Origin of the sequence: Anaerobium acetethylicum (genome assembly GCF_900096945.1) — a bacterium.
Lineage (GTDB): Bacteria > Bacillota > Clostridia > Lachnospirales > Lachnospiraceae > Anaerobium > Anaerobium acetethylicum.
This window is the reverse complement of sequence record NZ_FMKA01000029.1, coordinates 1-24863: the sequence shown is the minus strand read 5'-3', so window position 1 is coordinate 24863 and position 24863 is coordinate 1. Positions and strand designations below refer to the sequence as shown.

The following is a 24863-nucleotide window of genomic DNA, read 5'->3' as shown; positions in this document are numbered from 1 at the left end:
ATAACTTGTTTTAAAATAGACAAGAAAATTGATTGACAATAGAAGTGAGAACTAATAGGAGGCATATATGGCTGTTTTTAGAAAACCATCTTTAGCTGATTCGACAGGGGATGCAATCCCTTTTTACCATGACGGTATTTATCATATTTTCTCATTAACGCCACCAGTGGGTACTACGGTATATCCCGCTCGTTTGAGAACGTCATGGAGTCATACAATATCTAGAGATTTGATAAATTGGGAAGAAATTGAAACTGCATTATATCCGGGAGAAGGAAATGAACCGGACGCAGATGGTGTGTGGACGGGATCTGTTATTTATGGAGAAGGGAAATATCATATTTTTTATACCGGATATAATATAAATATTCCATTACAGCAAACAATATGTCATGCGACAAGTGATGATGGAATCGTATGGGAAAAAGATAATGCAAATCCAGTTATTATACCTAAGGAAGATGAATATGAAAAATTAGATTGGAGAGATCCTTACGTATTTTATAATGAAGAGGATCAATGTTACTGGATATTGATTTCGGCAAGAATAAAGATTGGACCACCAACAAAGCGTGGTTGTGTTGTCTTATATAGGTCAAATGATTTGATAAATTGGGAATACTATGGGCCGATTTATCAGCCGCATCATACGAATTGCCCGGAATGCCCGGAAATGTATAAGATGGGGGATAATTGGTATCTTTCTTATTCGAGATTTTCAGAATTCGTAAACACAATATATCGGGTGTCGAAATCGCCATTTGGGCCGTGGCGCACTCCTAAAATGGATGGTATTGGTGGACGCAGGTTCTATGCGGCAAAGTCTATGGAAAATGATGAAGGTCGTCGCTTTTACTTTGCATGGGCTCATGATAGGGCAGATAATTCAGATGAAGGAGAATGGTATTGGGGTGGAAGGTTCTGTGTTCCACATGAAGTTGAGGTAAATTCAGAGGGAGAGCTTGATGTTAAAATGCCAAAGGAAATAGCGTATTCATTCAATGAGTCTATTGAATGGAGCTATAAACCGATGCTAGGGAATTCGGTAATGTATGGTAATAGAACAGTAGACATTAATTCGATAGGTACTCTTACATATGGTCTCTTTGATATGCATGAAGAAAAATATATGTTTAAGTGTAAAGTCAGACCAAAAGATTGCTGTGATTATTTTGGACTATTGCTAAAATCTGATGAAGCTGCAGGAAGGTGCCTTGTATTATCTTTTGAAAGTGGAATGCAGAGAGTGTCACTTCTTAATCTTCCTATGGACGTTGATCCGTTTTGGCAGCAGTCATGTACTAATATTGGGAAGCCCAAAAATCCAGGTCCCGATGGTATAAGAGTTTGTGAAAAACCATATCGTTTTGAAGATAATGATATTATTGATGTTAAAGTTTTTGTGGATCACGATATGATAGAAATTTTTGTGGGTGAAAAGGTTGCATTTACTTACCGGTCATATGAGAAACCTGAATATGAAATTGGACTAATAGTACAAGATTCTGTTGCAGAATTTTATGATATCAGCATTTCAAAATAAGGGAGTTCTAACGTATCGCTTCGCATAGGCGTGAAAATTAATAGCAAAATATTTGACAATACTATTACTAGTAAAATTGATAGAAGCCAAAGGCCTTTTAGTCCAAAACTAAAAATGTCCTTTGGCTTTTTTGTATTTATAAAAGGTGCTTTCTATATTCACCAGGAGTGATGCCATATTTTGCACGAAAGATTCGGAAAAAATGACTTAAACTTTCATAACCGCATAGTTCGGCAATATCATTGATACTAATAGTTGGATTCGCCAACAAAGAAATTGCTTCGTTTAATTTGGTCTCTTGTATGATATCCTTACAGTTTCGCCCAGTGTTTTTTTTGATGTAGGTGGTTAGATAACTTGGGTTATATCCGAGTTGACTGGCTATTTCACCAAAAGAATTTTTAAGGCAATGGGATTGTATGTATTGTACTAGTTCAAATGTGCGGTCATCAATAGTATGATTTTTAGAGCCGTTTGCGGGGTGAAGATTAGAAAGCAATAGTAACAGGAGTGATTCTAAAGGAAAGGATTGTTGATAATTCGAATTTATATATTCATTTATAATATCGGATACGATTAGTTGTGCTTTTGCGTTTTGGTTCGCTGAAAAAAATATATGATTTTCCTGTACAGAAGATTTATTTCGGAGGAATTCAGAGACTGGGTTTTTGTCTTCATAAAAAGATTTCAAAGTCCGTTCAAAGAATTCTTTTTTGATGCAAATGAGCAAGATAAGGGTTTCTGGATTTATGCATCTTTCAAAATGAGTTGCATCAAGATTCATCAGTAGCATATCTCCTGAATTGGTTAGAACTTCCTTGCCATCCACAATGTTTACTAAAGTGCCTTTGTGAACATATATAAATTCATAGAAGCTGTGCTTATGTTCGGGGAAATCTTTCTGTACCTCGTGGGAGAGAATGAATATATTCTCTTTTTCGGGAAAACTGTTGGAAAAGTTATGAAAATTGTCAAGTACACATAGTCCAGAGGCTAAAACAGGACTGGTCTCGAGTAAGGTATTTGGTGGAATATGGTATGGGTTATATGGGACTTCATTTGTATTTTCTGTTAGTTTAACGAGAGGGAAAATTTTTTGATTTTTTAACATAGGCCACTCCTTAAAATTATTTTCGGAAATAAGGTGCCACTTCTACCTTGATTTTCTTTTCTTTATACTCATTAAGAGTTTCTTTATCAATTTTCTCATCGGTTATAAGTAGACTTAAAGAATCAGAAGTTCCGAAACTTGCTACCGATATGCTGCCCAGTTTTGAGTGGTCAAGAAGAGCGATGCAGTGCTTGGAACGTTTAAGGAAAAGATTCTTCATTGCAGCTTCATACATATTAAAAACAGTAAGACCGTCTTCGGGAGTAAATGAGGTGGCGGAAAAAAAAGCAATGTCAGCATTGATTTTATTTATCAAATCGGAACTAAGAGTGCCTTCTACAAAGCCAGATTGAGGAGTTACTATACCGCCAATCAGAATAACCGTAATATTGGGAAATTCCTTAAGTGTAAGCATGGTATATAGGCCGTTTGTAACGACGGTGAGACGGTTGAAGCGGTTCAATTTTTTTGCGAGTGTATATGATGTTGTACTGGCATCTAAAATAATGCATTGGTCATCGTGTATATACTTTAGAGCTGCTTCGCTAATGGCTTCTTTTTCCGCTTTGTTTTGAGATGCCCGTTTAAGAAATCCTTGTGAAATAACAGGAACAGCAGGATGTTCTATGTCTGGATGACTAATAGGAAAAGCGCCTCCATAAGCCTTTAAAAGTTGTCCTTGTTTTTCCAGGAAATTCAAATCATTTCTAATTGTTGTGGCGGATACATTAAGCAAAGAACTTAATTCGTTAGTTGTAGCTTTGCCGTGTTCTGAAATGTACATTAGTATTGTGTTATGTCTTTCTGCTGCTAACATAAAGTGCCCCCTTTACTAAAAATATGAATATATTTGTTATTGTAGTGCAAAAAACAAGAGAACACAAGAAGAAAAAAGTAAAATAACATATTTTTATTTTCATAATAGAAAGAAATATGGTTGAATGTGCAAAGAAAATGACATATACGTATAAGAAAACAGCATTTTAAACAAAAAGTAAAGATGATAGTATGTAATTACACAAATAAATAACACAAAAAACAAGAAAACAACAAAAAGCACAACCAAAGGAGAATAAGTAGAATGAATATAGCGTTAGGATGTGATGAAGCTGCATTTAGCTTTAAGGAAAGTATTAAGCAGTTTCTGGAAGGGAAAGGCATTATAGTGGATGATTATGGAACGTACAGCCTTGAGGAAGAAGTTCTTTATCCGGATGTAGCCATTGCTGTTGCTCAGTCTATAAAAAATGGAAAAAATGAGAGAGGTTTACTGTTCTGCGGTACAGGATTAGGGATGGCAATAGCAGCCAATAAAGTACCTGGTATAAGGGCATGCACCTGCCATGATCCATTTTCGGCGGAGAGATCCAGAAAAAGCAATAACGCCCAAATTATGACAATGGGAGCAAGAGTAATCGGTATTGAACTTGCTAAAACTTTAGTTGACACTTGGCTCAAATCTGAATTTGCGGGTGGAGGGTCTGAAAAAAAGGTTGACCGCATTATGTCATACGAGAAGGAATTAAATGGAAATTGCAATAAATAGAAATGGAGGTAGAGTATGAAACAGACAGATTTGTTCTGCCTTGCAGAAGAGATAAAAGATAGAGAGTTTGTGTTAGCTACATATTATATACAACTTCCGAAAGCCGCTAATGTTATGGAAAAGGCATCTTCGTTAGCGATAGGCCAGACAATTGGAACTTGGGTTGAGGTTCCAGGCATTACGGATGAGATGCGAGCGGAGCATATGGGTAAAATTGTTCGGATATTACAAGCACCGTCGGTTGATTTGTCAACGCAGGTGGATACAGACATCGTAAGCTATTTTTTTCAGATAGCATATCCTATGATTAATTTTGGAGCACAAATACCAATGTTGCTGACTACTTTGCTTGGTAATGATGCATCAACATCTGCGCAGGTAAAATTAGTCGATATTCAGTTGCCAGAAAAATTTATGGATGGATTCAAAGGTCCCAATTTTGGGATCGAAGGACTAAGAAACCTAACAGGAGTAAAAGACAGACCTTTTATTTTAAATATGATTAAACCTTGCACGGGCCATAGTCCGGAAATAGGTGCAAAAATATTTTATGAAACTGCACTTGGTGGTGTGGATTTTATCAAAGATGATGAACTTCTTGGAAATCCGGATTTCTCACCTGCGGTAGAAAGGGTGAAGTCGTATAACAAAGCGGCTAAAATGGTTTATGAAAAGACTGGGCATGAAACAATTTATATAGTAAATGCCACGGAAGATGCGAGTTGTATCGAAGGACATATACAAAATCTTGTTGAAGCGGGAGCCAAGGCAATCATGCTGAATTTTGCAACCATAGGATATAGTTTGCTTCAGAAGATAGCGGCTGATTGTCCGGTTCCGATATTAGGACATTATGCTGGAGCTGGACTGATGTACGAAGGAGTGAACAGTGGAATGGGTAGCGATATTGCGATTGGAAAACTGCCAAGGTTGTGCGGAGCCGATATCGTGATGATGAACACACCATATGGGGGTTATCCTCTTCAATATCATAAATATATAATGACTGCGCAGCAACTGTCGTTGCCCTTGAAAAACTTACGACGATCGCTTCCGGCGGTAGGTGGAGGAGTGCATCCGGGCGTCGTCGAACAGTATATTAAGGATTTGGGTATGGACATAATGCTTTCACCAGGTGGAGCAATACAAGGACATCCAATGGGACCCGCGGCAGGAATAAGGGCAATGCATCAGGCAATAGATTATGTCCGAAAAGGAATGACAATTGAGAGTGCCATTAAAGAATATCCTGAGTTGAATGCAGCAATAGAAAGATTTGGATATCGAAAGGCTGTGTGAGAAAAATATGGTAATTGATATACATACACATTTATGGCCATTTGAAAAATCAAATGAAGCCATGAAACAGTATTTAACAAATAGGATAAGTGAATATGAATTTACTGCAGATGGATTATTAAAATCAATGGAAAACGCAGGAATAGATATGTCCGTCATCAGTACACTGGCTTTTGATTCTCAAATGGATAATGGACAGATAGATCTGTTTAATCGATTTATAGCAGATACCGTAAAACATTCGGATGGAAAACTGGAAGGTTTCTGTACGATTAATCCATTTGAAAAAGGCGCTGGAAAGTATTTGAGAAAATGTATAGAAGAATATGAAATGAAGGGATTGAAGCTGCACTGTAACATACAGGAGTTCTATCCGAATGATCCTGTGCTTGATTCGGTGTATGGAATTATGCAGGAATATGGGCTTCCCATATTGTTCCACAGTGGTGGAATTGGAGTTAGACCATATAAAGACGTTTATGGGAGGCCAATACTTCATGATGAGACTGCTATAAAATTTCCGGAGCTTAAGATTATTTTAGGGCATGCAGGACGTATTTGGTATGATGAGACTGCAATGCTGTTGCGAAAACATAAAAACATATATGCGGACATTAGCACAAATTTTGGAAAGACAGAAGAGACAATTAATTATCCGATTAAGAAATTGCTTGAGATTACAAAAGGATGGGCTGGAAATACGGAACATTTGCTGTTTGGAAGTGATTTTCCTTTTTATGGGCAGACTGAAACTATGAAGAATTTGAAATTAATGATGAAAGAACATAAAGAGGAGATAATAGTAGCGAACGAAGATATCGAAAATATTTATATCTATAATACACAATTATTCTGGGATTCATTAAATTTAAATAAATAAAGGAGAGATGTAAGATGGGAAAACGTTACAAAGAGGATGAAGTCATTGCACTTCTGAAAAGGCAGGCAGAAGCAAAAAAAATGCTGTTTATGCCGAATTGCGGGTGCGGATTGACCGCAAAATTGCAGGAAAAGGGAGGCGCCGATTTAATTTGTGTATCAGCAACAAGCTATTGGAGAATGAAGGGGCAGGGATCGTTAGCACCTTTAATGCCATACAGTGATATAAATGAAATCATATTAAAGCTTGCGCCCGAAGTGGTTGCAAATGTCAAAAATGCACCGGTACTTGCGCTTTCGGGAGGAACAAACCCGCTATATCCCCATAAAGAGCATTTGAAAAAATTATGGGATGCAGGGATATCAGGAATTAATCCGTTTATGATGAAAATCTATGGGGATGAAATTATGGAGCAGATGGCGGCTATCGGTATGGGCTGGGATAAGGAAGTCGATTTTATTGCTGAAGCCCACAAAATGGAAATGTTTTCACTTGCCTATGCATTCACACCGGATGAAGCAAGAGTTTTAGCTGAAGTCGGTTGTCCGGCTATCTCATCACATGTTGGTTCTACAGTAGGTGGAATGATGGGGGCGAAGAGTGACCTTACTCTGGAAGAGGCAACAGAATTAAGTCAGAAGATATTTGATGCTGCAAAGGCGGTAAATCCTGATGTGCTTCTTTTTGCACACGGTGGTCCAATGAAAGGGCCAGAAGAAGCTAAATATGTAGTAGATCATACAGATGCAGTTGGATTTATTGGAGGTTCAGCAGCAGAACGTATGCCGATTGAAAAGGCTGTTCTTGCAGCAACACAAGAATATAAGGATATAAAGTTGAATTAGAATCACATTAAGCTTAATCATCGTAGGAGGTATGTAAAATGGAAAAGAGACCCAAAATCGTTGTAGCAGGTATGTGTGACACAAAGTTTACAGAAATTAAATTTTTAGCAGAAGAAGTTAGAAAAGCTGGTGGAGATCCTATTACACTTAATTGTGGATGCGGACATCCATGTGATTGGCCAGATATTTCATTGCAAGAAGTGCTAGATGCAATTGGTGTAAAGCAGGAAGAAATTTTCAAGGCGCCTCGATCTACTGCTGTTAAGACTGTTGGAGAGGCAGGAGCAGTCAAAATTATGCAGATGTATGAAGCTGGTGAAGTGGATGGAATTATTTCGTGGGCCGGCTCAATGGGAACAACAACAGTGACATACCTTATGAGAGCTTTACCATTTGGGGTTCCTAAAATTATGCTTACTGATATGGCTTCGGGAGATATAAGTCAGTGGGTTGGAAATAAAGATATATACATAGTAAATCCTACGGCGGAGCAAGGCGTTAATATTGTGACTCGGAAGATGGTGGCGAATGCAGCAGCAGCAATTGTTGCGATGGCTAAAGTGGGAAATATTGATACTGCGGATGTAAAGCCACTGATGGCTATTACGGCATATGGAACAACAACGCAGACCGTTAATCGTTGTAGTGCATATTTTAATGAAAAGGGGTGGGATACTATTATTATCCATCAAGTAGGTACTGGTGCGACTATGGAGGATCTTATACGATCAGGAGCTATTACGGCGATAATTGATTTGACGACAGGTGAACTTACGAATGAGATGTATGATAGCGTTTACTCAATACCGAAAACATGGGAAGGAGAAAGACTAAGTGCAGCTTCTGATATGGGAATCCCCCAGATTGTCACGCCAGGTGGCTGTGATCAGGCTGCATGTGGGCCTATCTCTACAATTCCACAGAATCTGATGGATGATTTTAAGACAGGAAAAAGAAGACCTTGGAGAGAAACGGGACTCCCATATTTGCATAATGAAGGTGTAACAATTATGTATCCAACATTAGAGGAAATAGAAAGTCTTTCTAACTATTATGTGGAAAAGTTAAATAATGCGAAAGGACCAACAACATTTATACTTCCGATGCAAGGATGGTCTGCATATGATCAAAGTGCAGAAGTGGCGACAAAAGAAAGAGGATGGTCTGCCGGGAATGGAGATGGTCCACAGTGGGAGCCTGATGAAAATGAACCGAAATGGTCAAAAAGGTCTACTCTTATGCGTGAAATTTTCGAAGAAAAATTAGATAAAAGTAACGAGAAATTAGACTTTATCGTGGCAGACATGCATATTGTTGAACCAGAATTTGGAGACTTGTGCAACCGGATTATGGAGGATATGCTTGAAGGTAAATGGGAAAAAGGAAAGTATCGTGATGTTGATGGCGTAGTAGCGTGATTGAATAGGAGGAAACGGTATGAAAAGAACGTTGGGTATTGGTATAAGTGCTGGTATTTTAGCTGGATTATTGACTGAAATTGGTGGAGCAGCAGGAGTAATAACATGGGTGGGATTCATTGCAATGTTGTCTTATTACGCAACGAGCTGCGGAACAGAAGGATTAATTAAGTCCACAGCAACAAATCTTTCGGGTGTTTTCTGGGGATGGGTAATAGTTTTTGTCGGAAAAGCAATTCCATTTAAATATGGATTAGGCATTGCTGTTGTAATAATCGTTATAGTCATGTGTATGCAGTCATACTTTTCGTTCTTAAATTTTATTCCAGGTTCATTTGCGGGTTGTTCTTGTTTGTTCGGAACAAACTTTGATACAAAAGGTGTAATTATTGCATTGATTCTTGGAAATATACTCGCCTATATATCATTTGTAATCGGTTTAAAACTAGGTAACGTATTGGAAGGGAAAAATGCAGAAACCTCCAATGCAGAGGCAAAGTCGGCAGATTGAATAGTACATGTAAAAAGGGTTTGCTTATGGAAAGAACATTAGTGCTTATTAAGCCGGATGCAATGGAAAGAAAATTAATGGGCAAGATTATTTCCGTTTATGAACAGAAAGGATTCAGTGTTTCAAGTATTAAAGTCCTAAAACCATCTCGTAATATAGCAGCACAGCATTATGCGGAACTGAAGGAAAAGGCATATTTTGAGGAAATCCTAACTTACATTACCCGAAGTGAAGTATGTGCCATGATAATTGAGGGAGAAAATGCAATAGGGGAAGTAAGGAAAATAAACGGAGCTACAGATCCTCAAGAAGCAGATGAAGATACTATAAGAAGGCAATTCGCTATATCAAAAGCAGAAAACGCGGTTCATTCCTCTGATTCAGCAGAAAACGCTGAAAAAGAGATTGGATTGTGGTTTTCGGAAAAGGAATTGCATCGATAACAAGAGTTTTCTTTGAGTTTATTATTTTGTACTCTTTTATAAACGAAAAGTATGATGCATAGATTTTATGAAGAGTAGCTGAATGTATAAATTCGAATGCCAGTAAAGAAAAGTTCTGACGAGGCATATTGAAAATGATTGATATAGAACAAAAGAAGGAGATTTTTATGAAACAATTGAATAAGTTGTATTTGGGAACAAATACTAAAATGTACAAGACTATAAGTGAAACGACTGGATTTATTGAGAGGTTACAAGAGCTTACAAAGGATATTTCCAGAGAAAAACTTCAATTGTTTGTTTTGCCTTCTTATACTGCACTAGAATCGGTTGGGAAAATTTCTGATCCGGAGCTAATCGCATTTGGAAGCCAAAATATAAGTTGGGATGACCAGGGTCAGTTTACCGGAGAAGTCTCACCAATTATGATTAAGGAAACAGGTGCTTCAATAGCTATGATTGGACATTCGGAAAGGAGACATATATTTAGAGAAAATGACTTGGAAGAAAACCTTAAAATTCGCTGTTCGTTGAGACATGGTTTTACTACATTGCTGTGTATAGGAGAGACAGAAGAGGAAAAAGAAAAGAATATTTCCGATGAAGTTTTGAAAGAGCAGCTGAAGATTGGTTTATACAAAGTCGCAAAGGAACAGGCGCACGGACTTTGGATTGCATATGAGCCTGTATGGGCGATTGGAGTTAATGGCAAACCGGCATCGAAACAATATGCAAGTGAAAAGCACAAGGTTATAAAACAGACTCTGAATGAAATATTTGGAGAAGAGCTCGGAGAAAAAATCCCTGTGTTATATGGCGGCAGTGTAAATAATGAAAATGCAGAAGAGTTAATAAGCATGGAAGGGATTGATGGGCTTTTTATTGGACGCAGTGCATGGGATGCGGACAATTTCAATAAGATTATCAGGAAGGTAATGAAAATTAGAAATATTTAAGTATCACCAAGTAATATAAAAAAATCAAAATAAATTCGGGTAAGGCATCGTTTGGAGGTCTTATCCGAGTTTTGATTTTCATAAAGGGAGATAAATTCATAGTGGGTAGCTCAAATCTACCCCGGTTTACATTGAAGTCAAACAAAGAATGGAATTTGAAGGCGATATCACTTGGAGACGGGGAGTTAATCACGGTAAGAAGTGAAGAATTACAATTAATGTAAAAACGCATAAATCCAGACAGAAAGGTGGATTAAAGAACACGAAAAAATTTATCACTAAAATAAAAAGGTTTGTATAAGCATAAAATAGCAAGGATGCAAACCTATACATTTGAGTTGAGAGAGTAAAAAGTGAATAGGTATATAAATTTGGATAGGCCTAGATTGACGGAGATTGAACTCAGAGTAAATCTTGATGGTAAAGAAGGGAGTACACTGTTGAAACAAAAATGAAATAGATAAAGCAGGCATTGAAAAAGAGGGAAATGAAAATTACGCATTTTGCATTTTCGCTTTTTGATTGTCTATCTGGTTGAAGAAATTTAATTTGAGTGCATAATTTTTGTTACCTAACTTTTGGTACCTGTCCCTTAAAATTCATATCGTAATTCTTCAATACAAGGCGATTCTTGTGATGGAAACGTGATCTTAGCGTTGAAATTATGCTCATTTCATACTATATAGATATCCATTATCATCTTCTACATTGCTATTTTTTTGCTGATATTGTATAATTTAACGAAATTACTTGTTTAATAATGGGGGTGGTAGTCGTGGCGAGTATTAGAGATGTTGCAAAGAGAGCACACGTAGGGGCGACAACAGTATCCAGATATCTGAATGATAATGGTTACGTTTCGGATGAGACCCGAATAAAAATTGAAAAGGCAATAAAGGAATTGAATTATACGCCAAATGAATTAGCCCGACATCTATTTCGTAAGAGGACTGGAATTGTTGCCGTATTAGTTCCAGATGTGTCACACCCTTTTTTTGGTGAATTTGTAAAACATGTTGAAAGTAAACTGTATGAGAATGGTTACAAGACGATGATTTGCAGCACAACGAAAGAAAAGAATAGCGAAATCGAATATATTGATATGTTGAACCGACATATTGTTGATGGAATCATTTCAGGAGTGCATACTTTGGAAGTAGGTGCGTACCTTAATGTAGATAAACCTATTGTTGCATTGGATCGTTATTTTAATGAGAAAATTCCTGTAGTAGGGGCGGATCATTATCATGGAGGCGAAATGGCTGCTAATTGCTTAATAAATTGCGGCTGCAGAAATGTCTTGCAGTTTCAGGGTGCAAAGTCAGTTAATTCACCATCCCATGAAAGACATATAGCATTCGAGCGGATAATGAAGATGAATGGTGCAACTGTATGTACTGTAGAACTGGAATGGAATCGTTTTGAGGAAGACTATTTTCAACAGGTGGTACAGGAGATTTTTCGCACAAATCCAGAAATAGATGGTGTGTTTGGCGCTGATTTGCTTGCCATTGCATATATGAAGGAAGTGATTAGACACGGAAAAAAGGTTCCTCAAGATGTAAAAATAATTGCCTATGATGGCACGTATGTAACAGACATTGTATCTCCAACTATTACGGCTATTGTACAACCGATAGAAGAACTTGCAGCGGAAAGTGTTAGGTTGCTTATGAATAGGATTGCAGATATTTCAAATCTTGAACAGAGAGTTGTGTTAGATGTAAAATTAGTTGAAGGTGAAAGCACATGTGTACAAAAGTAACAATGGTGTGCGATGGTGGTACCCGTACCACTATCGTATGTGTTGCTTTTTTCAAAAATATTATTGACATAGGTGTAATAATGCAATATAATGTGAAGTGTAAAGAAGAAAAACAGCGGTTATAAAAGAAATGAGTTTCAGATATTAGTTGAAAAGGTCATAAAAGAAGGCCTATTTTTTATAATCAGTATGGGACGGGTACCATATAAAAAGGAGCAATGCCCAAGGTAAAAAATGGCTCATATTATTAAAAATGTAATTTTTTTTAACTATTATGGAACGGGTTTCACAAAAGAGAAAAGGAGGATTTTGTTATGAAAAAAAGGATTTTGGCAATAATATCTGCAACAACTATGGTGGTATCGATGTTGACTGGATGTAGTGAAAGCCAAAAGGAGGATTATGCATCTGAAAACAAAAAAGTCGCAATTACTCTTGGTATGCATGTAGCAAATGTGGAAGAGCAGGAACCTGTAACGGCGGATATTATCAAAGCGTTTGAAGCAGCTAATCCTGATATTGTGGTAGAGGTAAAAGGAAATGACAAAGACGAACATGTTAAGAAAATGAAGATGGCAGCACAGGCTGATGAATTACCCGATATATTTTGGATGGATGCAAGTGTTGCACCGGAATTAAACGAAGCAGGATTATTGCTTGATTTAAATGGCTTCTTAAAAGAATATTCGGAAATTGGAGATGCTTTAGCTGACAATATGAAAGAAGCTAGCCAAGCAGAAGATGGAGCTCAATACGGCCTTCCATATCAGTCGCTCGTAACAGGAATATGGTACAACAAAGCTTTGTTTGAAAAGTGTGGATTGGAATTACCTGTAAATGGAACGACGTTTGAAGAGCTAGAAAATATGGTAAAGGTGTTCAATGAAAACGGAATAACGCCGATTGCACAAGGAGCAAAAGATACATATAGTATTTGGGCATTTCTTATTGCTATCGAAAGATATGGATACTTTGATAAGATTGATACTATTTTAGCAGGTAATGAGAAGTTTAATAACACTGAGTTCTTGAAATTTTTTGAAAAACTTCAAATATTAGGTCGAGACGGGGCTTTTCCTAGTAACGCGGCAACTATGACATATTTCCAGGCGAAAGAAGCATTTCTTGCAGAAAAGACAGCAATGTTTGATTCTGGTATGTGGGATGCAGGTGAACTGGATAAAACGATGGGAGTAAATACTGGATTCTGGTGGGGTCCAACTTTCTCGGACTCAGATTCACCACAGACAGTTAAAATGAAGGTTTCTTCGGCACCTCTGTGCGTCAGTAAAGCAGTTGGAGAGGATAAAATTAAGCAAGAAGCAGTATATAAATTCTTGGCATTTTATTATGGAGAGGAAGCAGCAAAAATTTCCTATGAAGGATCTATAATCCCTTCAACCAATTATCAGGTAGAGGTTGATTTGAGTGAAAAGCCTGCTTTTGCAGCAATTGTGGAAGCTTTAAATGCTGAAACTTGGATAAGCCCAAAGGCACAGCCGGATCTTGTTTTAAAAGAAGCAGTACAGGCACAGTTATATGATTCTATATATGGTACTATGTTAGGAAATTATACACCCGAAGAGGCTCTTGATAAAATTGATATTGTACTGGATCAGCAGTAAGTTTGAGGAGGAACCAAAATGTATTGGTTGAGTAAAAAGAGGTATATAGTACTCATGTTGATACCGACTTTGCTGATCTATATCGTGTATATGATTGCACCTATTATTGTTGCGGTCGGATATAGTTTCACTAAATATTCAGGAATAGGTAATGCAAAATTTATTGGGCTCAATAATTACATTCGTTTACTTGGGGATAGCACATTTATGTTATCCCTGAAAAATACGATGGTTATATTTGTGGTTATTTTTATCTTTCTGATGGTTGGGGCATTTTCGGTTGCACTATTGCTGAATAATAAACTAAAGTTTAATGGTACTGCAAAGGCTTTGATTTTTTCACCAGCAATCATTGCACCTATTATAGTAGGTATAATATGGGTATTTATACTTGATCCGGAAGTAGGACTAATCAATTCCATAATGAATGAAATTGGATTAGAAAAACATACACAGTTATGGATAGGAGGAGATAAACTAACGCCTTATTGCGTGGCATTTATTTATTTGTGGCAACAGTTAGGGTATGTGGCAACTATCTTTATTGCAGGATTAAAGATGATTCCAGAAGAAGTTATGGAAGCAGCAAAAGTAGATGGAGCAAATGCCTGGCAGAAAGTTCGTTATGTTACGATCCCTATGATAAGGAGCACTATTTCTACAGCAGCTATTTTAATTATTACAGGAACTTTTAAAATTTTCGAAGTAGTACAACAGTTAACGAATGGTGGGCCTAACCATGTTTCGGAAACATTGGTAACATATAGTTATGCAACAACCTTTTCAAATGGAGAATATGGGTATGGTATGTCAATGGCAACAATAACTTTCATAATATCATTGATGATAACGGCAATATATTCGTTTTTTGCAAGAGAAAAAGTTGAATAAGAGGAGGGATTCGAGATGATTGTAAATAAGATATCAAGAAATAGAAGAAAAATATCATTATATATCCTACTATCTTTCGTTACTTTTTTGGTAATGCTTCCATTTTTGTGGATGTTATTGCTATCTATCAAAACAAACTCGGAAATCTTTAGAATGCCATTAAGTATTCCTGATAGGCTTAGCTTTGATAATTTTAGAAGAGCCTTGAATACACTTGATTTTTTGCAGTTATATAAGAATACATTCTTGATCGTTATCATGACAATGGCGATTGAACTTACCATAACATTTTTGAGTTCGTTCGTATTAGCTAGAATGGTATTTGAAAATCCAAAGATAAAGTCAATGATATATGGATTTTTAATTATTGGACTAACAATATCACCATTTATATTATTGTTTCCGGTATACAAAATAAATACGATTATAGGGCTTAAAGAGCAAGCTGGTCTTATCTTTCCCTATGTTGCGAGTTCTATTTCATTTAATACGTTGTTGTTTGTAGGATATATGAAATCACTTCCGAGTGAGATTGATGAGGCGGCAGTAATTGACGGATGTTCTTTGCGACAGTTGATTCTACAGGTTATTGTGCCAATGTCAAAACCTGTTATTGCAACAGTAGTAATATTCAATGTTCTATATATTTGGAATGAATTCCCGTTTGCTTCGATCATATTACAAGATTCAACTAATTACACACTTTCTTTGGGAGCATCATTTTTCAAAGGAAAATATAACATTGACTATGCAGGTATTATAGCATCAAGCGTAATGATGATAATTCCACAGCTGCTATTTTATGGGCTTTTCCAAAAAAATATTGTAGATGGAATGACTGCGGGAGCAATCAAAGGATAAGAAGGAGAAAAAAATATGAGTAATTTATCAGGTATGTTTAAAGATTTAACAAAGGTAAAAAAGGCAAGAAACGGACGATTTGCAAGTTGGGATCAACGTGGAATGAATCAGGATTATTGGGAAATTCCAGCAGGAGAAAGCATTACGATAGGCGAAGTTGAAGGACCAGGATGTATTACCCATATTTGGATGACATCTTCGTGCCGTAAAGTAAAAGCACCAAGTATTTTAGATCCGGAGTTAAATGCGAATGCTGCTCCGGTAATGGAAATCCATCCTGCTCTTGGTGTCATTTGGGATGACTATGATCCTTTTTATTACAGAAAAGTTCTAATTAAAATAACGTGGGATGATCAAGATACCCCGAGTGTCTTAGCGCCCTTTGGAGATTTTTTCTGTATTGGAAATAGCTATCCGGGAAATTTTTCATCACTACCTTTTAATGTTTCCTTGAAACCAGAAGAGGCAGGGAGGTATGGCGCACCTTGTTCCGTTTCGTGTTATTTCCCTATGCCTTTTAATAAGAAGGCTAAATTTGAGATAATCAATCAGAATGAACTACCATTTATTTTATATTTTAACATTGATTATGAAATGTACAAGGAACCGTTAGATGATGATACGGCGTATTTTCATGCATCATGGAATAGGCAGAATCCTTGCGATGGATGGGGGGCGGACCTCCAGGTAAATTCTCCTGAAGTTAATACTGTTACAAATTTAAAAGGTGATGGAAATTATGTTGTTTTAAATACAGAAGGAACAGGACATTATGTAGGGTGTAATCTAACCGTCAAACATTTCCAAGGAAGTTGGTGGGGAGAAGGAAATGATATGTTCTTTATTGATGGGGAAGAATACCCCAGTTTAAATGGAACAGGAACGGAAGATTACTTTAATCACGCGTGGGGAATGCAAAGAAATAGTTTTCCGTTCTTTGGAACAATTGTTCATGAAGGTGATACTGACGGCTTTCAGGTTTCATATCGGTTCCATCTGACAGATCCAGTACGTTTTGAAAAGAGTCTTAAAGTGACAATAGAGCATGGACATTCGAATCATCTTTCAGATGATTGGAGTTCAACGGCGTATTGGTATCAAACACTTCCAACGGTAAAACCGCTTTCTATTTTGCCAGTTGAAGACAGGTTACCTGTTGTACCGATTCTTCCTGAAAGAATCACTCCGAAGGTTGAATTAACTACTGAGCAGAAAAATGCACGTGAGTCCTATTTAAAACGTTGGGAAAATTATGAGCCAGTACGACAGGAACAGTTTAGAATCAAAGAAAACAAAGCAAGACGTGAATCAAAAATGAATACAGAATTTGCCAAGAAACTTAGAGAAGATTATAAGTAATATATTTATGGAGGAATTTAAATGTCACAGGCATTATTAAAAGAAAACATCGAAAAAGCTCAGGAGAAAATTGATGCTGATAAGCCCTTGATGAAAAATGCAAAAATGAGACAACGATTCCATTTTATGGCAGAGCAGGGATGGATTAATGATCCGAATGGTTTAATCTTCTTTAGAGGGAAATATCATTTCTTTTATCAATATAATCCATATGATGCATACTGGGGAGCGATGCATTGGGGGCATGCGGTTAGCGACGATCTTGTACATTGGGAATATCTTCCGGTCGCACTGGCGCCGAGTGAACATTATGACGACCATAAAGAAGGAGGGTGCTTTTCGGGTAGTTCAATTGAGCACGACGGAAAACTTTATCTTCTTTATACTGGAACGACAAACTATGGAGAGGGATTTGTTCAGACACAATGTCTCGCCTGTAGCGAAGATGGCGTAAATTTTAAAAAGTATGAGAACAATCCTGTGATTACGGCTCCGGATGGATATGAACAAGCAAACTTCAGAGATCCGAAGGTCTGGAAGCATGAAGAATATTTTTATATGGTATGTGGAGCGAAGAAAGATAATCTTGCAAAAGCGCTGCTATATAGATCGAAAAATCTGAAAGAGTGGGAATTTGTTAACGTATTGGCTGAAAGCAGGGGCGAATTAGGATATATGTGGGAATGCCCGGATTTCTATCCGATGGGGGATAAGTATGTACTTATGTTTTCGCCAATGGGAGTGCATGAAAGAACAACTGTTTACCTGGTGGGTGATATGGATTACGAAACTGGTAAATTCACATATAATTCGACAGGTGAGATTGATTGGGGATTTGATTTCTATGCACCACAGTCGTTTTTAGACGGTAAAGGTAGAAGGATTATTGTAAGCTGGGCGAATGCATGGGATTGGATGCCATGGTGGAAAGACTGGGGGCCATCGTTTAAAGAAAAGTGGTGTGGTGCTTTCAATATTCCGAGAGAAGTAGTTCTGTGTGAGGATAATACTCTTAAATTTGTTCCAGTTGAAGAAATGGCACTTTTACATTACGATGAAAAACGTTTAGAAAATGTAAATGTGTATAATCAAAAGATTCCATTTGAAGCTGGAGATGGTATTGCGTATGAATTACGAGCAAAAATAGACCTGACAAAGACAACCGCGAAACGTTTGAAATTCCTGCTTCGTTGCTCAGATAAAGAGCAATCAGTAATTTCATTCGATCTTGAAAAGGCAGAAATGAAATTTGATAGAAACAATGCTGATGGATGGAGCAAAGGAGTTTCCAGAAGTCCGTTGAAGAAACAGGATAAAAAGACTTTAGATATATGTATATTCTCTGATCAGAGTTCTATAGAAGTATTTGCAGACGACTATAAGAACAACCATTCGGGTAATGTTTTTGCGGATAATAATCATAATAGAAATTATATTGTGGCAGATGAGGGAAGTGTTTATTTTACGGAAATAATAACTTGGGGTATGAAAACAGTAATGTAATAGTTTATACAGAGTGTTGGCTAAAACTAATTAGCCAACACTGTTTGATTGGAGGATAACATGAATAAAAAATATGATGTAGTGTCTTTAGGAGAATTATTAATTGATTTCACACTGAATGGGAAGAGTGAGCAGGGTAACAATCTTTTCGAAGCAAATCCGGGGGGAGCGCCATGTAACGTGCTTTCAATGCTAAGTAAATTAGGTAAAAAGACGGCGTTCATTGGAAAAGTGGGTGAAGACCAGTTTGGTATTCTTTTAAAAGAAGCCCTTGATAAGATTGGTATATCTACAGAAAATCTTGTAATGGACAAAGATTTTAATACAACTTTAGCCTTTGTTCATACAGCAATAGATGGAGAACGGAATTTCTCTTTCTATAGAAAACCAGGAGCAGATATGATGCTGAAAGCGGCAGAAATTAAAGAAGAACTGCTGACAGAAACGAAAATCTTTCATTTTGGTACGCTGTCAATGACAGACGATGAAGTGCGAAAAGCAACTAAAATAGCGATCAAAATTGCAAAGAAAAATGGCGCAATAATCTCATTTGATCCGAATTTACGTCCGCCTTTGTGGGATGATCTGAATTTTGCTAAAGAACAGATGATATATGGAATGAAGGAATGTGATATTTTGAAGATATCTGATGATGAGCTAGAATTTGTTACTGGTTGTAAAGATGTTGATTTGGGAATTGCTTTCGTGCAGCAAAACTATCCGATAAAATTACTATTTGTAACACAGGGAAAAGATGGTAGCATAGCGTGCTGGGATCAAAAAAAAATTCGTGTTGCTGGATTTCCACAAGAGAATACTGTAGATACAACAGGTGCAGGAGATACGTTTTGTGGCTGCATACTTAATTATATTTTAGAACATGGACTTGACAATATAACGAAAAAGGATTTGGAAGATATGCTCGAATTTGCAAATGCTGCTGCTGCGTTGGTGACAACTAGAAGAGGTGCTTTATTTTCTATGCCAGAAAAGGAAGAAGTGCTAAATTTGATAGGGTTACCAAATTAGGAGGTATGTTAGCGAATATGATTCTAATAATTATACTTTAATGAGAGGGGCTATGAAATGTATAAGATACCGGTCTACTTATCTGATATGAAAGAAGTTATTCGTTTTGTTGATAAAATTAATACGTTTGAATATAATTGTGATTTGTGCTGTGGAAGTTATGTTGTGGATGCAAAATCATTATTAGGTGTGGCAACACTTAAGGGTTCTTCAAATGTTGAACTGATTATTCATGCGGATAAGATAGATGTACTGATGAAAAATATTGAATTGAATTATTGCTAATTAGTACTATGTGGTATCTGGTTTGTAAAATATGCAAACAGTTATGGAATAGATTGCAATATTTTTACAAAATGGTTGAATCCAGAAAAAACAATAATTGAACCAGATATTACCAAAACAGAACAAGCAGCCTCGTAGGCATAAAAAAATTTGAAAAATTTCAGACAACTATCTTGACAATCAGCGGCCATAGGAAGGTATTTATATCGTCATGCGTTTGGTTGCGTTATAACGCGTGACGATGAAAAATGCAATAGTGAAAACGGCTAAAAGTCTTAATTTTCCAATGATTACGAGTGTCTTTGATGTCAATATTGTCGTATGTTTCCGGGAATCTAGGATACACACTAGGAATTCGATGCTTTCTTTTTGGGGGATGCACCAGTAGTCGTTTTGTGAGGATGCGATTCGCTTTTTTAAGGCTCTACCAATAGTATCTTTGCTAACAGAAACTTCAAGCTCGATTTTTGCTTTCTCGTTCAACAGATGAAGTGTCTATCTGAAATGTCCCTCCGGTACGATACCACATGCAATCTCAATAAGCTTCACTTCTGCACAGCCATCAAGTTTTCGCCTGCATTGTCAGAGTTGACATTTCTCACAAGAGAAGTGACTTTTTCAATGTCATCATCAACATAATATTTGATTACATTGTAAATAGTAGCGATAGAGACATCCGAAGATTTCGAAGACTGTTCCTGAGTAAATTGTTTTTCATGCGCAACATCAAGCGCAATTAATATCCGATATTTTTCGTTTTTTTGTTCTTGAAGTGCTTTTATGCGTTACAGATATTTAAGTTTTTGATTAATAGTTTGATAAAGATATAATATATTTTTTTGTTTTGTGTCATTTTTCGTTTACTACCGTTTCTAAAGACTGGTATTAAGGAGTAAATCAGTCAATGCTACAGTAAGCTTAGCTTATTCCAGAAAAAAAGCTAGGAGTATGTGCAAAATTCATGTATAATTGTAATTAAATTTAAATATGGCATTTTAATTTTGCTAGATAAACAGTGGGGGAAGCAAAATGGCAGGTATAAAAGATGTTGCAAAAATAGCACATGTTGGTGTTGGAACCGTTTCTAGAGTGATTAATAATAGCGGATACACTTCCGAAGAAACACGTGAAAAAGTAGAAAAAGCAATGCAGCAATTGCGGTATACACCAAATGAACTCGCACGAAACCTATATAGAAAAAGAACAGGAATCATTGCGGTTCTTGTACCAGACGTAGGGCATCCTTTTTTTGCCCAAGTTGTGAAATATGTGGAAATCGAGCTTAACCGTTATGGATACAAAACAATGATCTGTAATACGACACAAAAGGATAATAATGAATTAGAGTATCTTCAGATGCTTGAAAGAAGAATGGTAGATGGAGTTATTACGGGCGTACATTCATTGGATATCCATGAATATTTACAAATTGAGAAACCGATTGTTGCTTTGGACCGATATATAGGAAATACCATTCCGGTTGTAAGTGTGGATCATAAGAAGGGCGGTCAGCTCGCAGCAGAAGAGATGCTTCGCACAGGTTCTAGGATTATTATCCAGTTTCAGGGAGCGAGTAAGGTGGAATCTCCATCATTGGATCGTCATATTGAATTTGAAAAAATCATGACAGAACACGGAATCACTGTGTATTCATATGAGATGGAATGGAATCGACTTGATACAAATTATTCCGCTGAGTTAGTGAATAAAGCGTATATGGATCATCCGGAAGCAGATGGGGTTTTTGGAACAGACTTGTTAGCTTTGGAATATATGAAAAAGGCCCTAATAGAAGGGAAAAAGGTTCCTGAGGACTTAAAAGTTATTTGCTATGATGGAACCTATATTACAAATGTAGTCTATCCAGAAGTAACTGTAATTCGCCAACCGATTGAGGAACTAGCAAAAGAATCTGTTCGTCTTATGAATAATATGATTAATGGTAAATTATATGAAATAAGAATTATCAGCTTACAGCCAGAATTAATCAGAAGAAGAAGCACGCAATGTGATTAATTGGTAAAAACGATTAAAAAAGATGTAAAAGTTCAAAAGAATCATACGAAATGAACAATAAAAGGAAAAAATAAATTGACATTTTTGAAACTTGGTCGTATAATAAACTTAGCTAGTTAAGAGGTGCACTGGTAAACGTGTTTTTTTAAAGCAATAAGGAACGGGTTCCACATTAGAATAAACGTACGATATTTTGAGGTGGAAATCAAGAGATTATGGATTAGTATATAGTCCAGTAAATTTTTTTGCTCAATATGGAACGGGTTCCATATTTGAAAGATGGCTGAAAGGAGATTTATTTATGAAAAAGAGAATGAAAAGAGTAGTAGCGTTACTGTTAGCAGGTGTTATGATGTTTTCAATGACAGCATGTGAAAGCAAAACTGAAGATTTATCATCTACAGTCCAGTCAGATAAGAACATAGGTAAGACTGAACTAAGAGTATTAAATTGGGGAAGTACAGAAGAAGAAAGAATTGCAAATGATGCAATTGCTAGATTCAATGAGGCAAACCCAGATGTTGAAGTCAAGCAGACATGTGTTCCAGTAGATTCTTGGTCCAATTTTATTCAGAAATGGATTACAATGTCTACTTCAGGAGAGGCACCTGATGTCATCAACTTAGGACTTGAAGCTACTCAGATGGCAGTAAGTAATGATTTACTCATGCCGTTAGATGACATTGTTTCAATAGATGAAGATTTATCTGGCTTAAAAGATGAATATGCATCAGCGTTATTGGATGGATTTAGTGTGGATGGCAAATTATATGGACTCCCAAGTGGAACACAAACAATGGTTATGTATTACAACAAGGTAATGTTCGATGAAGCAGGCCTTGCTTATCCAAAAGATGGGTGGACATGGGATGAATTCCTTTCTGATGCAAAAGCATTAACAAAAGCAGATGGTTCTGTATATGGATTTGGTTTATCTAGTTCTTACTTTCAGCTAACACCCTGGTGGTCTACGAATGGAACAGCACTTGTTACAACTGATTCCAAGCCAGCACTTAACAGTCCTGAAATGGTTGAAGCTGTTGAATTTCTTGATTCTATGGTAAAAGATAAAGTAACTCCAGATCCAATTAGCTCAGATGTATATACTATGTTTGCTTCTAAACAGCTTGCAATGGTTGGAGCCGGACGCTGGGTACTTAATACATGGAAAGACGCAGGCTTAACAAATGATGATTTTGATTGTGTTCAATGGCCGGTAAATGCAAAAGAAGGTTCAGTATATGGCGGTTCTGCTTGGTGTATTGGAAAGAATACTGAGAATAAAGAGTTATCCGTTGAATTATTAAAAGCAATGGTTTCTGAAGAAACATTAAAAGCAACTGCAGAGGGCGGTCAGCAGGTACCACCAACAGAGTCATTAGCAACAAACGAAGAAATTATGGGAACAACGCCTGATAATGTTATGGGTATCTGGAAGGCAGTAACAATCGCATCACCAATTGCAGCACCTACATTTTTCGGAGACTTAGAGCAATCTACGCTTCGTTGTATGGAAGAAGTGTTCTCGGGTGAGAAAGAACCGCAGCAGGCATTGGACACTGCACAGAGTGAAGTAGAAGCACAGGCCAAATAAAGAAAGGAACGTGAAAAATGCGCGGTAAAAATAATAAGCCCAAATATTCCAGACAAGAAACATTAACCGCATATTTATTTACTGTACCGTCCTTTATCGGATTTGTATGTTTTGTTCTGATACCGGTTATATGGGTCTTCATTATTTCATTTCGTCAATACAATGTTTTTACAGGAGCATCTGTATTTGTTGGATTAGATAATTTTAAAAGCATATTATCGGATTCGAGGTCAGTATCAGCATTAAAAAATACTTTGTGGTATACAATCCTGTGTTCCGTTGGGAACACAGGATTGGGTTTAATCCTGGCGGTTCTGGTAGATGATATATTGCCCAAAAAGGTTAGTGTGCTCTTTCGTTCAGTGTATTTTTTCCCGTCGTTGGTAGGACTTACATTCGTAGCAATTATATGGCAGTCTTTTTTTCAGACAGACGCTGGGGTTATCAACTATTACCTGAATTTATTGGGAATAGATAAAGTAGGATGGTTAAGCAATCAGGATTTTTCAAAAGTAGCAGTACTTATTTTGGATATGTGGAAAAATGCAGGTATATCTATGTTGTTAATTTTAGCAGGACTGCAGAATGTAAACAGAGGACTGCTTGAAGCGGCAGAGATTGATGGGGCAAATGCTTTTCAACGTTTTTTTAAGATAATCATACCGGTTGCATCGCCACAAATCTTTTTTGTAATGATTATGAATGTTACAGGTGCTTTGCGTATCTATGAATCAATTTATGTACTTTCAGGAGGCGGACCGGGTGATTCATCAAGAAGTCTGGTTATGCTTATTGCGGAGAAAGGTTTTACATCATTTGATTATGGAAGTGCGTCAGCATTGTCAATGTTATTGCTTATGCTAATTGCAATTGTTACAGTGGTTCAGTTTGTAGGAAGTATATGGTGGGTACATTATGAGTAAGAAAATACATATATTCGGAAAAAAAATCAAAGTCAGTCATATTATTTTGTTTGTCATAATGTTGATGATTGCATTTCTTATGATTGCACCATTTTTGTGGGTGTTTTCTGCATCGCTCAGACCTTATAATGAAGCAATTGCATTACCACCCAAATGGCTTCCACCATCATTTAAAGATTGGAATTTGAAATATTTTCAGAAACTATTTTCGCCTTCCATTCCGTTTTTTACATTTATGAAAAACAGTTTAAAAATGAGTACGATTATAACAATTGGAATGGTATTTCACGGTGTGATTGCAGGATATGCATATGCAAAATTTAATTTTAAAGGTAAGAATTTAATGTTCGCCCTTATGATGGTAGCAACCTGGATTCCCGCAACTCCTCACTAGGTTGCCACTAGAAAACACTTAAAAACCGCATGAAATCAGTGCTTTCAACCCATTGCGTATTGATTT

23 protein-coding genes are annotated in these 24863 nt (G+C 36.8%); 21 read left to right on the top strand and 2 right to left on the bottom strand.

Translation table 11 applies throughout. From position 1 onward, the window contains the following. Positions 1 to 67: 67 nt before the first annotated feature. Positions 68 to 1543, top strand: coding sequence for a glycoside hydrolase family 32 protein (locus tag BJR36_RS15840; protein WP_091236177.1), 1476 nt, complete (start codon positions 68 to 70; stop codon positions 1541 to 1543). 136 nt (positions 1544 to 1679) lie between these two features. Here BJR36_RS15840 and BJR36_RS15835 read toward each other — a convergent pair whose 3' ends face one another. Beyond that, positions 1680 to 2654: an AraC family transcriptional regulator gene (locus BJR36_RS15835; RefSeq protein ID WP_091236175.1), complete on the bottom strand. Its 975-nt coding sequence runs from the start codon at positions 2652 to 2654 to the stop codon at positions 1680 to 1682. A gap of 16 nt (positions 2655 to 2670) precedes the next feature. Continuing rightward, on the bottom strand, positions 2671 to 3471 hold the full coding sequence (locus BJR36_RS15830) for a DeoR/GlpR family DNA-binding transcription regulator (RefSeq protein WP_091236173.1): 801 nt from the start codon (positions 3469 to 3471) through the stop codon (positions 2671 to 2673). Between the two features lie 264 nt (positions 3472 to 3735). Here BJR36_RS15830 and rpiB point away from each other — a divergent pair, with 264 nt between their 5' ends. The 20 genes from rpiB to BJR36_RS15725 all read left to right on the top strand — a co-directional run bounded on the left by rpiB (position 3736) and on the right by BJR36_RS15725 (position 24797). Then, positions 3736 to 4200 (top strand): ribose 5-phosphate isomerase B, encoded by a 465-nt coding sequence (gene rpiB, locus BJR36_RS15825; RefSeq protein ID WP_091236171.1) that lies wholly within the window; start codon positions 3736 to 3738, stop codon positions 4198 to 4200. Positions 4201 to 4215: 15 nt separating this feature from the next. Next, positions 4216 to 5499, top strand: a complete 1284-nt coding sequence (locus BJR36_RS15820; protein ID WP_091236169.1) for a RuBisCO large subunit C-terminal-like domain-containing protein — start codon at positions 4216 to 4218, stop codon at positions 5497 to 5499. Beyond that, positions 5477 to 6379, top strand: coding sequence for an amidohydrolase family protein (locus BJR36_RS15815; protein WP_091236165.1), 903 nt, complete (start codon positions 5477 to 5479; stop codon positions 6377 to 6379). Before BJR36_RS15820 ends, BJR36_RS15815 begins: the two co-directional genes overlap by 23 nt. A 14-nt stretch (positions 6380 to 6393) precedes the next feature. After that, on the top strand, positions 6394 to 7224 hold the full coding sequence (locus BJR36_RS15810; protein WP_091236163.1) for a phosphoenolpyruvate hydrolase family protein: 831 nt from the start codon (positions 6394 to 6396) through the stop codon (positions 7222 to 7224). A 38-nt stretch (positions 7225 to 7262) separates the two neighbouring features. Further along, entirely contained in the window at positions 7263 to 8642 is a 1380-nt protein-coding gene (locus BJR36_RS15805) for a Tm-1-like ATP-binding domain-containing protein (RefSeq protein WP_091236161.1), read from the top strand. A gap of 19 nt (positions 8643 to 8661) precedes the next feature. After that, positions 8662 to 9153 (top strand): DUF1097 domain-containing protein, encoded by a 492-nt coding sequence (locus BJR36_RS15800; RefSeq protein WP_091236159.1) that lies wholly within the window; start codon positions 8662 to 8664, stop codon positions 9151 to 9153. A gap of 26 nt (positions 9154 to 9179) precedes the next feature. Further along, entirely contained in the window at positions 9180 to 9596 is a 417-nt protein-coding gene (gene ndk / locus BJR36_RS15795; protein WP_091236157.1) for a nucleoside-diphosphate kinase, read from the top strand. A 167-nt stretch (positions 9597 to 9763) separates the two neighbouring features. Then, entirely contained in the window at positions 9764 to 10552 is a 789-nt protein-coding gene (locus BJR36_RS15790; protein WP_091236155.1) for a triose-phosphate isomerase, read from the top strand. A 775-nt stretch (positions 10553 to 11327) separates the two neighbouring features. Next, positions 11328 to 12317: a LacI family DNA-binding transcriptional regulator gene (locus BJR36_RS15785; RefSeq protein ID WP_091236153.1), complete on the top strand. Its 990-nt coding sequence runs from the start codon at positions 11328 to 11330 to the stop codon at positions 12315 to 12317. A 314-nt stretch (positions 12318 to 12631) separates the two neighbouring features. After that, on the top strand, positions 12632 to 13942 hold the full coding sequence (locus tag BJR36_RS15780) for an ABC transporter substrate-binding protein (protein WP_091236151.1): 1311 nt from the start codon (positions 12632 to 12634) through the stop codon (positions 13940 to 13942). Positions 13943 to 13960: 18 nt separating this feature from the next. Next, entirely contained in the window at positions 13961 to 14833 is an 873-nt protein-coding gene (locus BJR36_RS15775) for a carbohydrate ABC transporter permease (RefSeq protein ID WP_091236149.1), read from the top strand. A 15-nt stretch (positions 14834 to 14848) separates the two neighbouring features. After that, positions 14849 to 15694 carry a carbohydrate ABC transporter permease gene (locus BJR36_RS15770; protein ID WP_242875620.1) on the top strand — a complete coding sequence of 282 codons (846 nt, stop codon included), beginning with the start codon at positions 14849 to 14851 and terminating at the stop codon, positions 15692 to 15694. A 15-nt stretch (positions 15695 to 15709) separates the two neighbouring features. Then, the gene (locus BJR36_RS15765) at positions 15710 to 17053 is read left to right on the top strand and encodes a glycoside hydrolase family 172 protein (protein WP_091236146.1); all 1344 of its coding nucleotides are present in this window, start codon (positions 15710 to 15712) and stop codon (positions 17051 to 17053) included. A 21-nt stretch (positions 17054 to 17074) separates the two neighbouring features. Next, positions 17075 to 18556 (top strand): glycoside hydrolase family 32 protein, encoded by a 1482-nt coding sequence (locus BJR36_RS15760; protein WP_091236144.1) that lies wholly within the window; start codon positions 17075 to 17077, stop codon positions 18554 to 18556. Between the two features lie 60 nt (positions 18557 to 18616). After that, positions 18617 to 19585 carry a carbohydrate kinase family protein gene (locus tag BJR36_RS15755; protein ID WP_091236140.1) on the top strand — a complete coding sequence of 323 codons (969 nt, stop codon included), beginning with the start codon at positions 18617 to 18619 and terminating at the stop codon, positions 19583 to 19585. An 87-nt stretch (positions 19586 to 19672) separates the two neighbouring features. Continuing rightward, entirely contained in the window at positions 19673 to 19870 is a 198-nt protein-coding gene (locus BJR36_RS15750) for an HPr family phosphocarrier protein (RefSeq protein ID WP_242875619.1), read from the top strand. A gap of 1029 nt (positions 19871 to 20899) precedes the next feature. Then, positions 20900 to 21886: a LacI family DNA-binding transcriptional regulator gene (locus BJR36_RS15740; RefSeq protein ID WP_091236137.1), complete on the top strand. Its 987-nt coding sequence runs from the start codon at positions 20900 to 20902 to the stop codon at positions 21884 to 21886. A 301-nt stretch (positions 21887 to 22187) separates the two neighbouring features. Continuing rightward, entirely contained in the window at positions 22188 to 23480 is a 1293-nt protein-coding gene (locus BJR36_RS15735; RefSeq protein WP_091236135.1) for an ABC transporter substrate-binding protein, read from the top strand. A 17-nt stretch (positions 23481 to 23497) separates the two neighbouring features. After that, positions 23498 to 24403: a carbohydrate ABC transporter permease gene (locus BJR36_RS15730; protein WP_091236133.1), complete on the top strand. Its 906-nt coding sequence runs from the start codon at positions 23498 to 23500 to the stop codon at positions 24401 to 24403. Then, positions 24396 to 24797, top strand: coding sequence for an ABC transporter permease family protein (locus BJR36_RS15725; RefSeq protein ID WP_091236131.1), 402 nt, complete (start codon positions 24396 to 24398; stop codon positions 24795 to 24797). The genes BJR36_RS15730 and BJR36_RS15725 overlap by 8 nt, the downstream gene beginning before the upstream one ends. The last annotated feature ends 66 nt before the right edge of the window (positions 24798 to 24863 follow it).

Excerpts from the sequence above, each read along its gene's own strand:
- BJR36_RS15840 (WP_091236177.1), top strand. The coding sequence starts at position 68 with ATGGCTGTTTTTAGAAAACCATCTTTAGCTGATTCGACAGGGGATGCA.
- BJR36_RS15835 (WP_091236175.1), bottom strand. The coding sequence starts at position 2,654 with ATGTTAAAAAATCAAAAAATTTTCCCTCTCGTTAAACTAACAGAAAAT.
- BJR36_RS15830 (WP_091236173.1), bottom strand. The coding sequence starts at position 3,471 with ATGTTAGCAGCAGAAAGACATAACACAATACTAATGTACATTTCAGAA.
- rpiB (WP_091236171.1), top strand. The coding sequence starts at position 3,736 with ATGAATATAGCGTTAGGATGTGATGAAGCTGCATTTAGCTTTAAGGAA.
- BJR36_RS15820 (WP_091236169.1), top strand. The coding sequence starts at position 4,216 with ATGAAACAGACAGATTTGTTCTGCCTTGCAGAAGAGATAAAAGATAGA.
- BJR36_RS15810 (WP_091236163.1), top strand. The coding sequence starts at position 6,394 with ATGGGAAAACGTTACAAAGAGGATGAAGTCATTGCACTTCTGAAAAGG.
- BJR36_RS15805 (WP_091236161.1), top strand. The coding sequence starts at position 7,263 with ATGGAAAAGAGACCCAAAATCGTTGTAGCAGGTATGTGTGACACAAAG.
- BJR36_RS15800 (WP_091236159.1), top strand. The coding sequence starts at position 8,662 with ATGAAAAGAACGTTGGGTATTGGTATAAGTGCTGGTATTTTAGCTGGA.
- ndk (WP_091236157.1), top strand. The coding sequence starts at position 9,180 with ATGGAAAGAACATTAGTGCTTATTAAGCCGGATGCAATGGAAAGAAAA.
- BJR36_RS15790 (WP_091236155.1), top strand. The coding sequence starts at position 9,764 with ATGAAACAATTGAATAAGTTGTATTTGGGAACAAATACTAAAATGTAC.
- BJR36_RS15780 (WP_091236151.1), top strand. The coding sequence starts at position 12,632 with ATGAAAAAAAGGATTTTGGCAATAATATCTGCAACAACTATGGTGGTA.
- BJR36_RS15775 (WP_091236149.1), top strand. The coding sequence starts at position 13,961 with ATGTATTGGTTGAGTAAAAAGAGGTATATAGTACTCATGTTGATACCG.
- BJR36_RS15770 (WP_242875620.1), top strand. The coding sequence starts at position 14,849 with ATGATTGTAAATAAGATATCAAGAAATAGAAGAAAAATATCATTATAT.
- BJR36_RS15765 (WP_091236146.1), top strand. The coding sequence starts at position 15,710 with ATGAGTAATTTATCAGGTATGTTTAAAGATTTAACAAAGGTAAAAAAG.
- BJR36_RS15760 (WP_091236144.1), top strand. The coding sequence starts at position 17,075 with ATGTCACAGGCATTATTAAAAGAAAACATCGAAAAAGCTCAGGAGAAA.
- BJR36_RS15755 (WP_091236140.1), top strand. The coding sequence starts at position 18,617 with ATGAATAAAAAATATGATGTAGTGTCTTTAGGAGAATTATTAATTGAT.
- BJR36_RS15750 (WP_242875619.1), top strand. The coding sequence starts at position 19,673 with ATGAAAGAAGTTATTCGTTTTGTTGATAAAATTAATACGTTTGAATAT.
- BJR36_RS15740 (WP_091236137.1), top strand. The coding sequence starts at position 20,900 with ATGGCAGGTATAAAAGATGTTGCAAAAATAGCACATGTTGGTGTTGGA.
- BJR36_RS15735 (WP_091236135.1), top strand. The coding sequence starts at position 22,188 with ATGAAAAAGAGAATGAAAAGAGTAGTAGCGTTACTGTTAGCAGGTGTT.
- BJR36_RS15730 (WP_091236133.1), top strand. The coding sequence starts at position 23,498 with ATGCGCGGTAAAAATAATAAGCCCAAATATTCCAGACAAGAAACATTA.
- BJR36_RS15725 (WP_091236131.1), top strand. The coding sequence starts at position 24,396 with ATGAGTAAGAAAATACATATATTCGGAAAAAAAATCAAAGTCAGTCAT.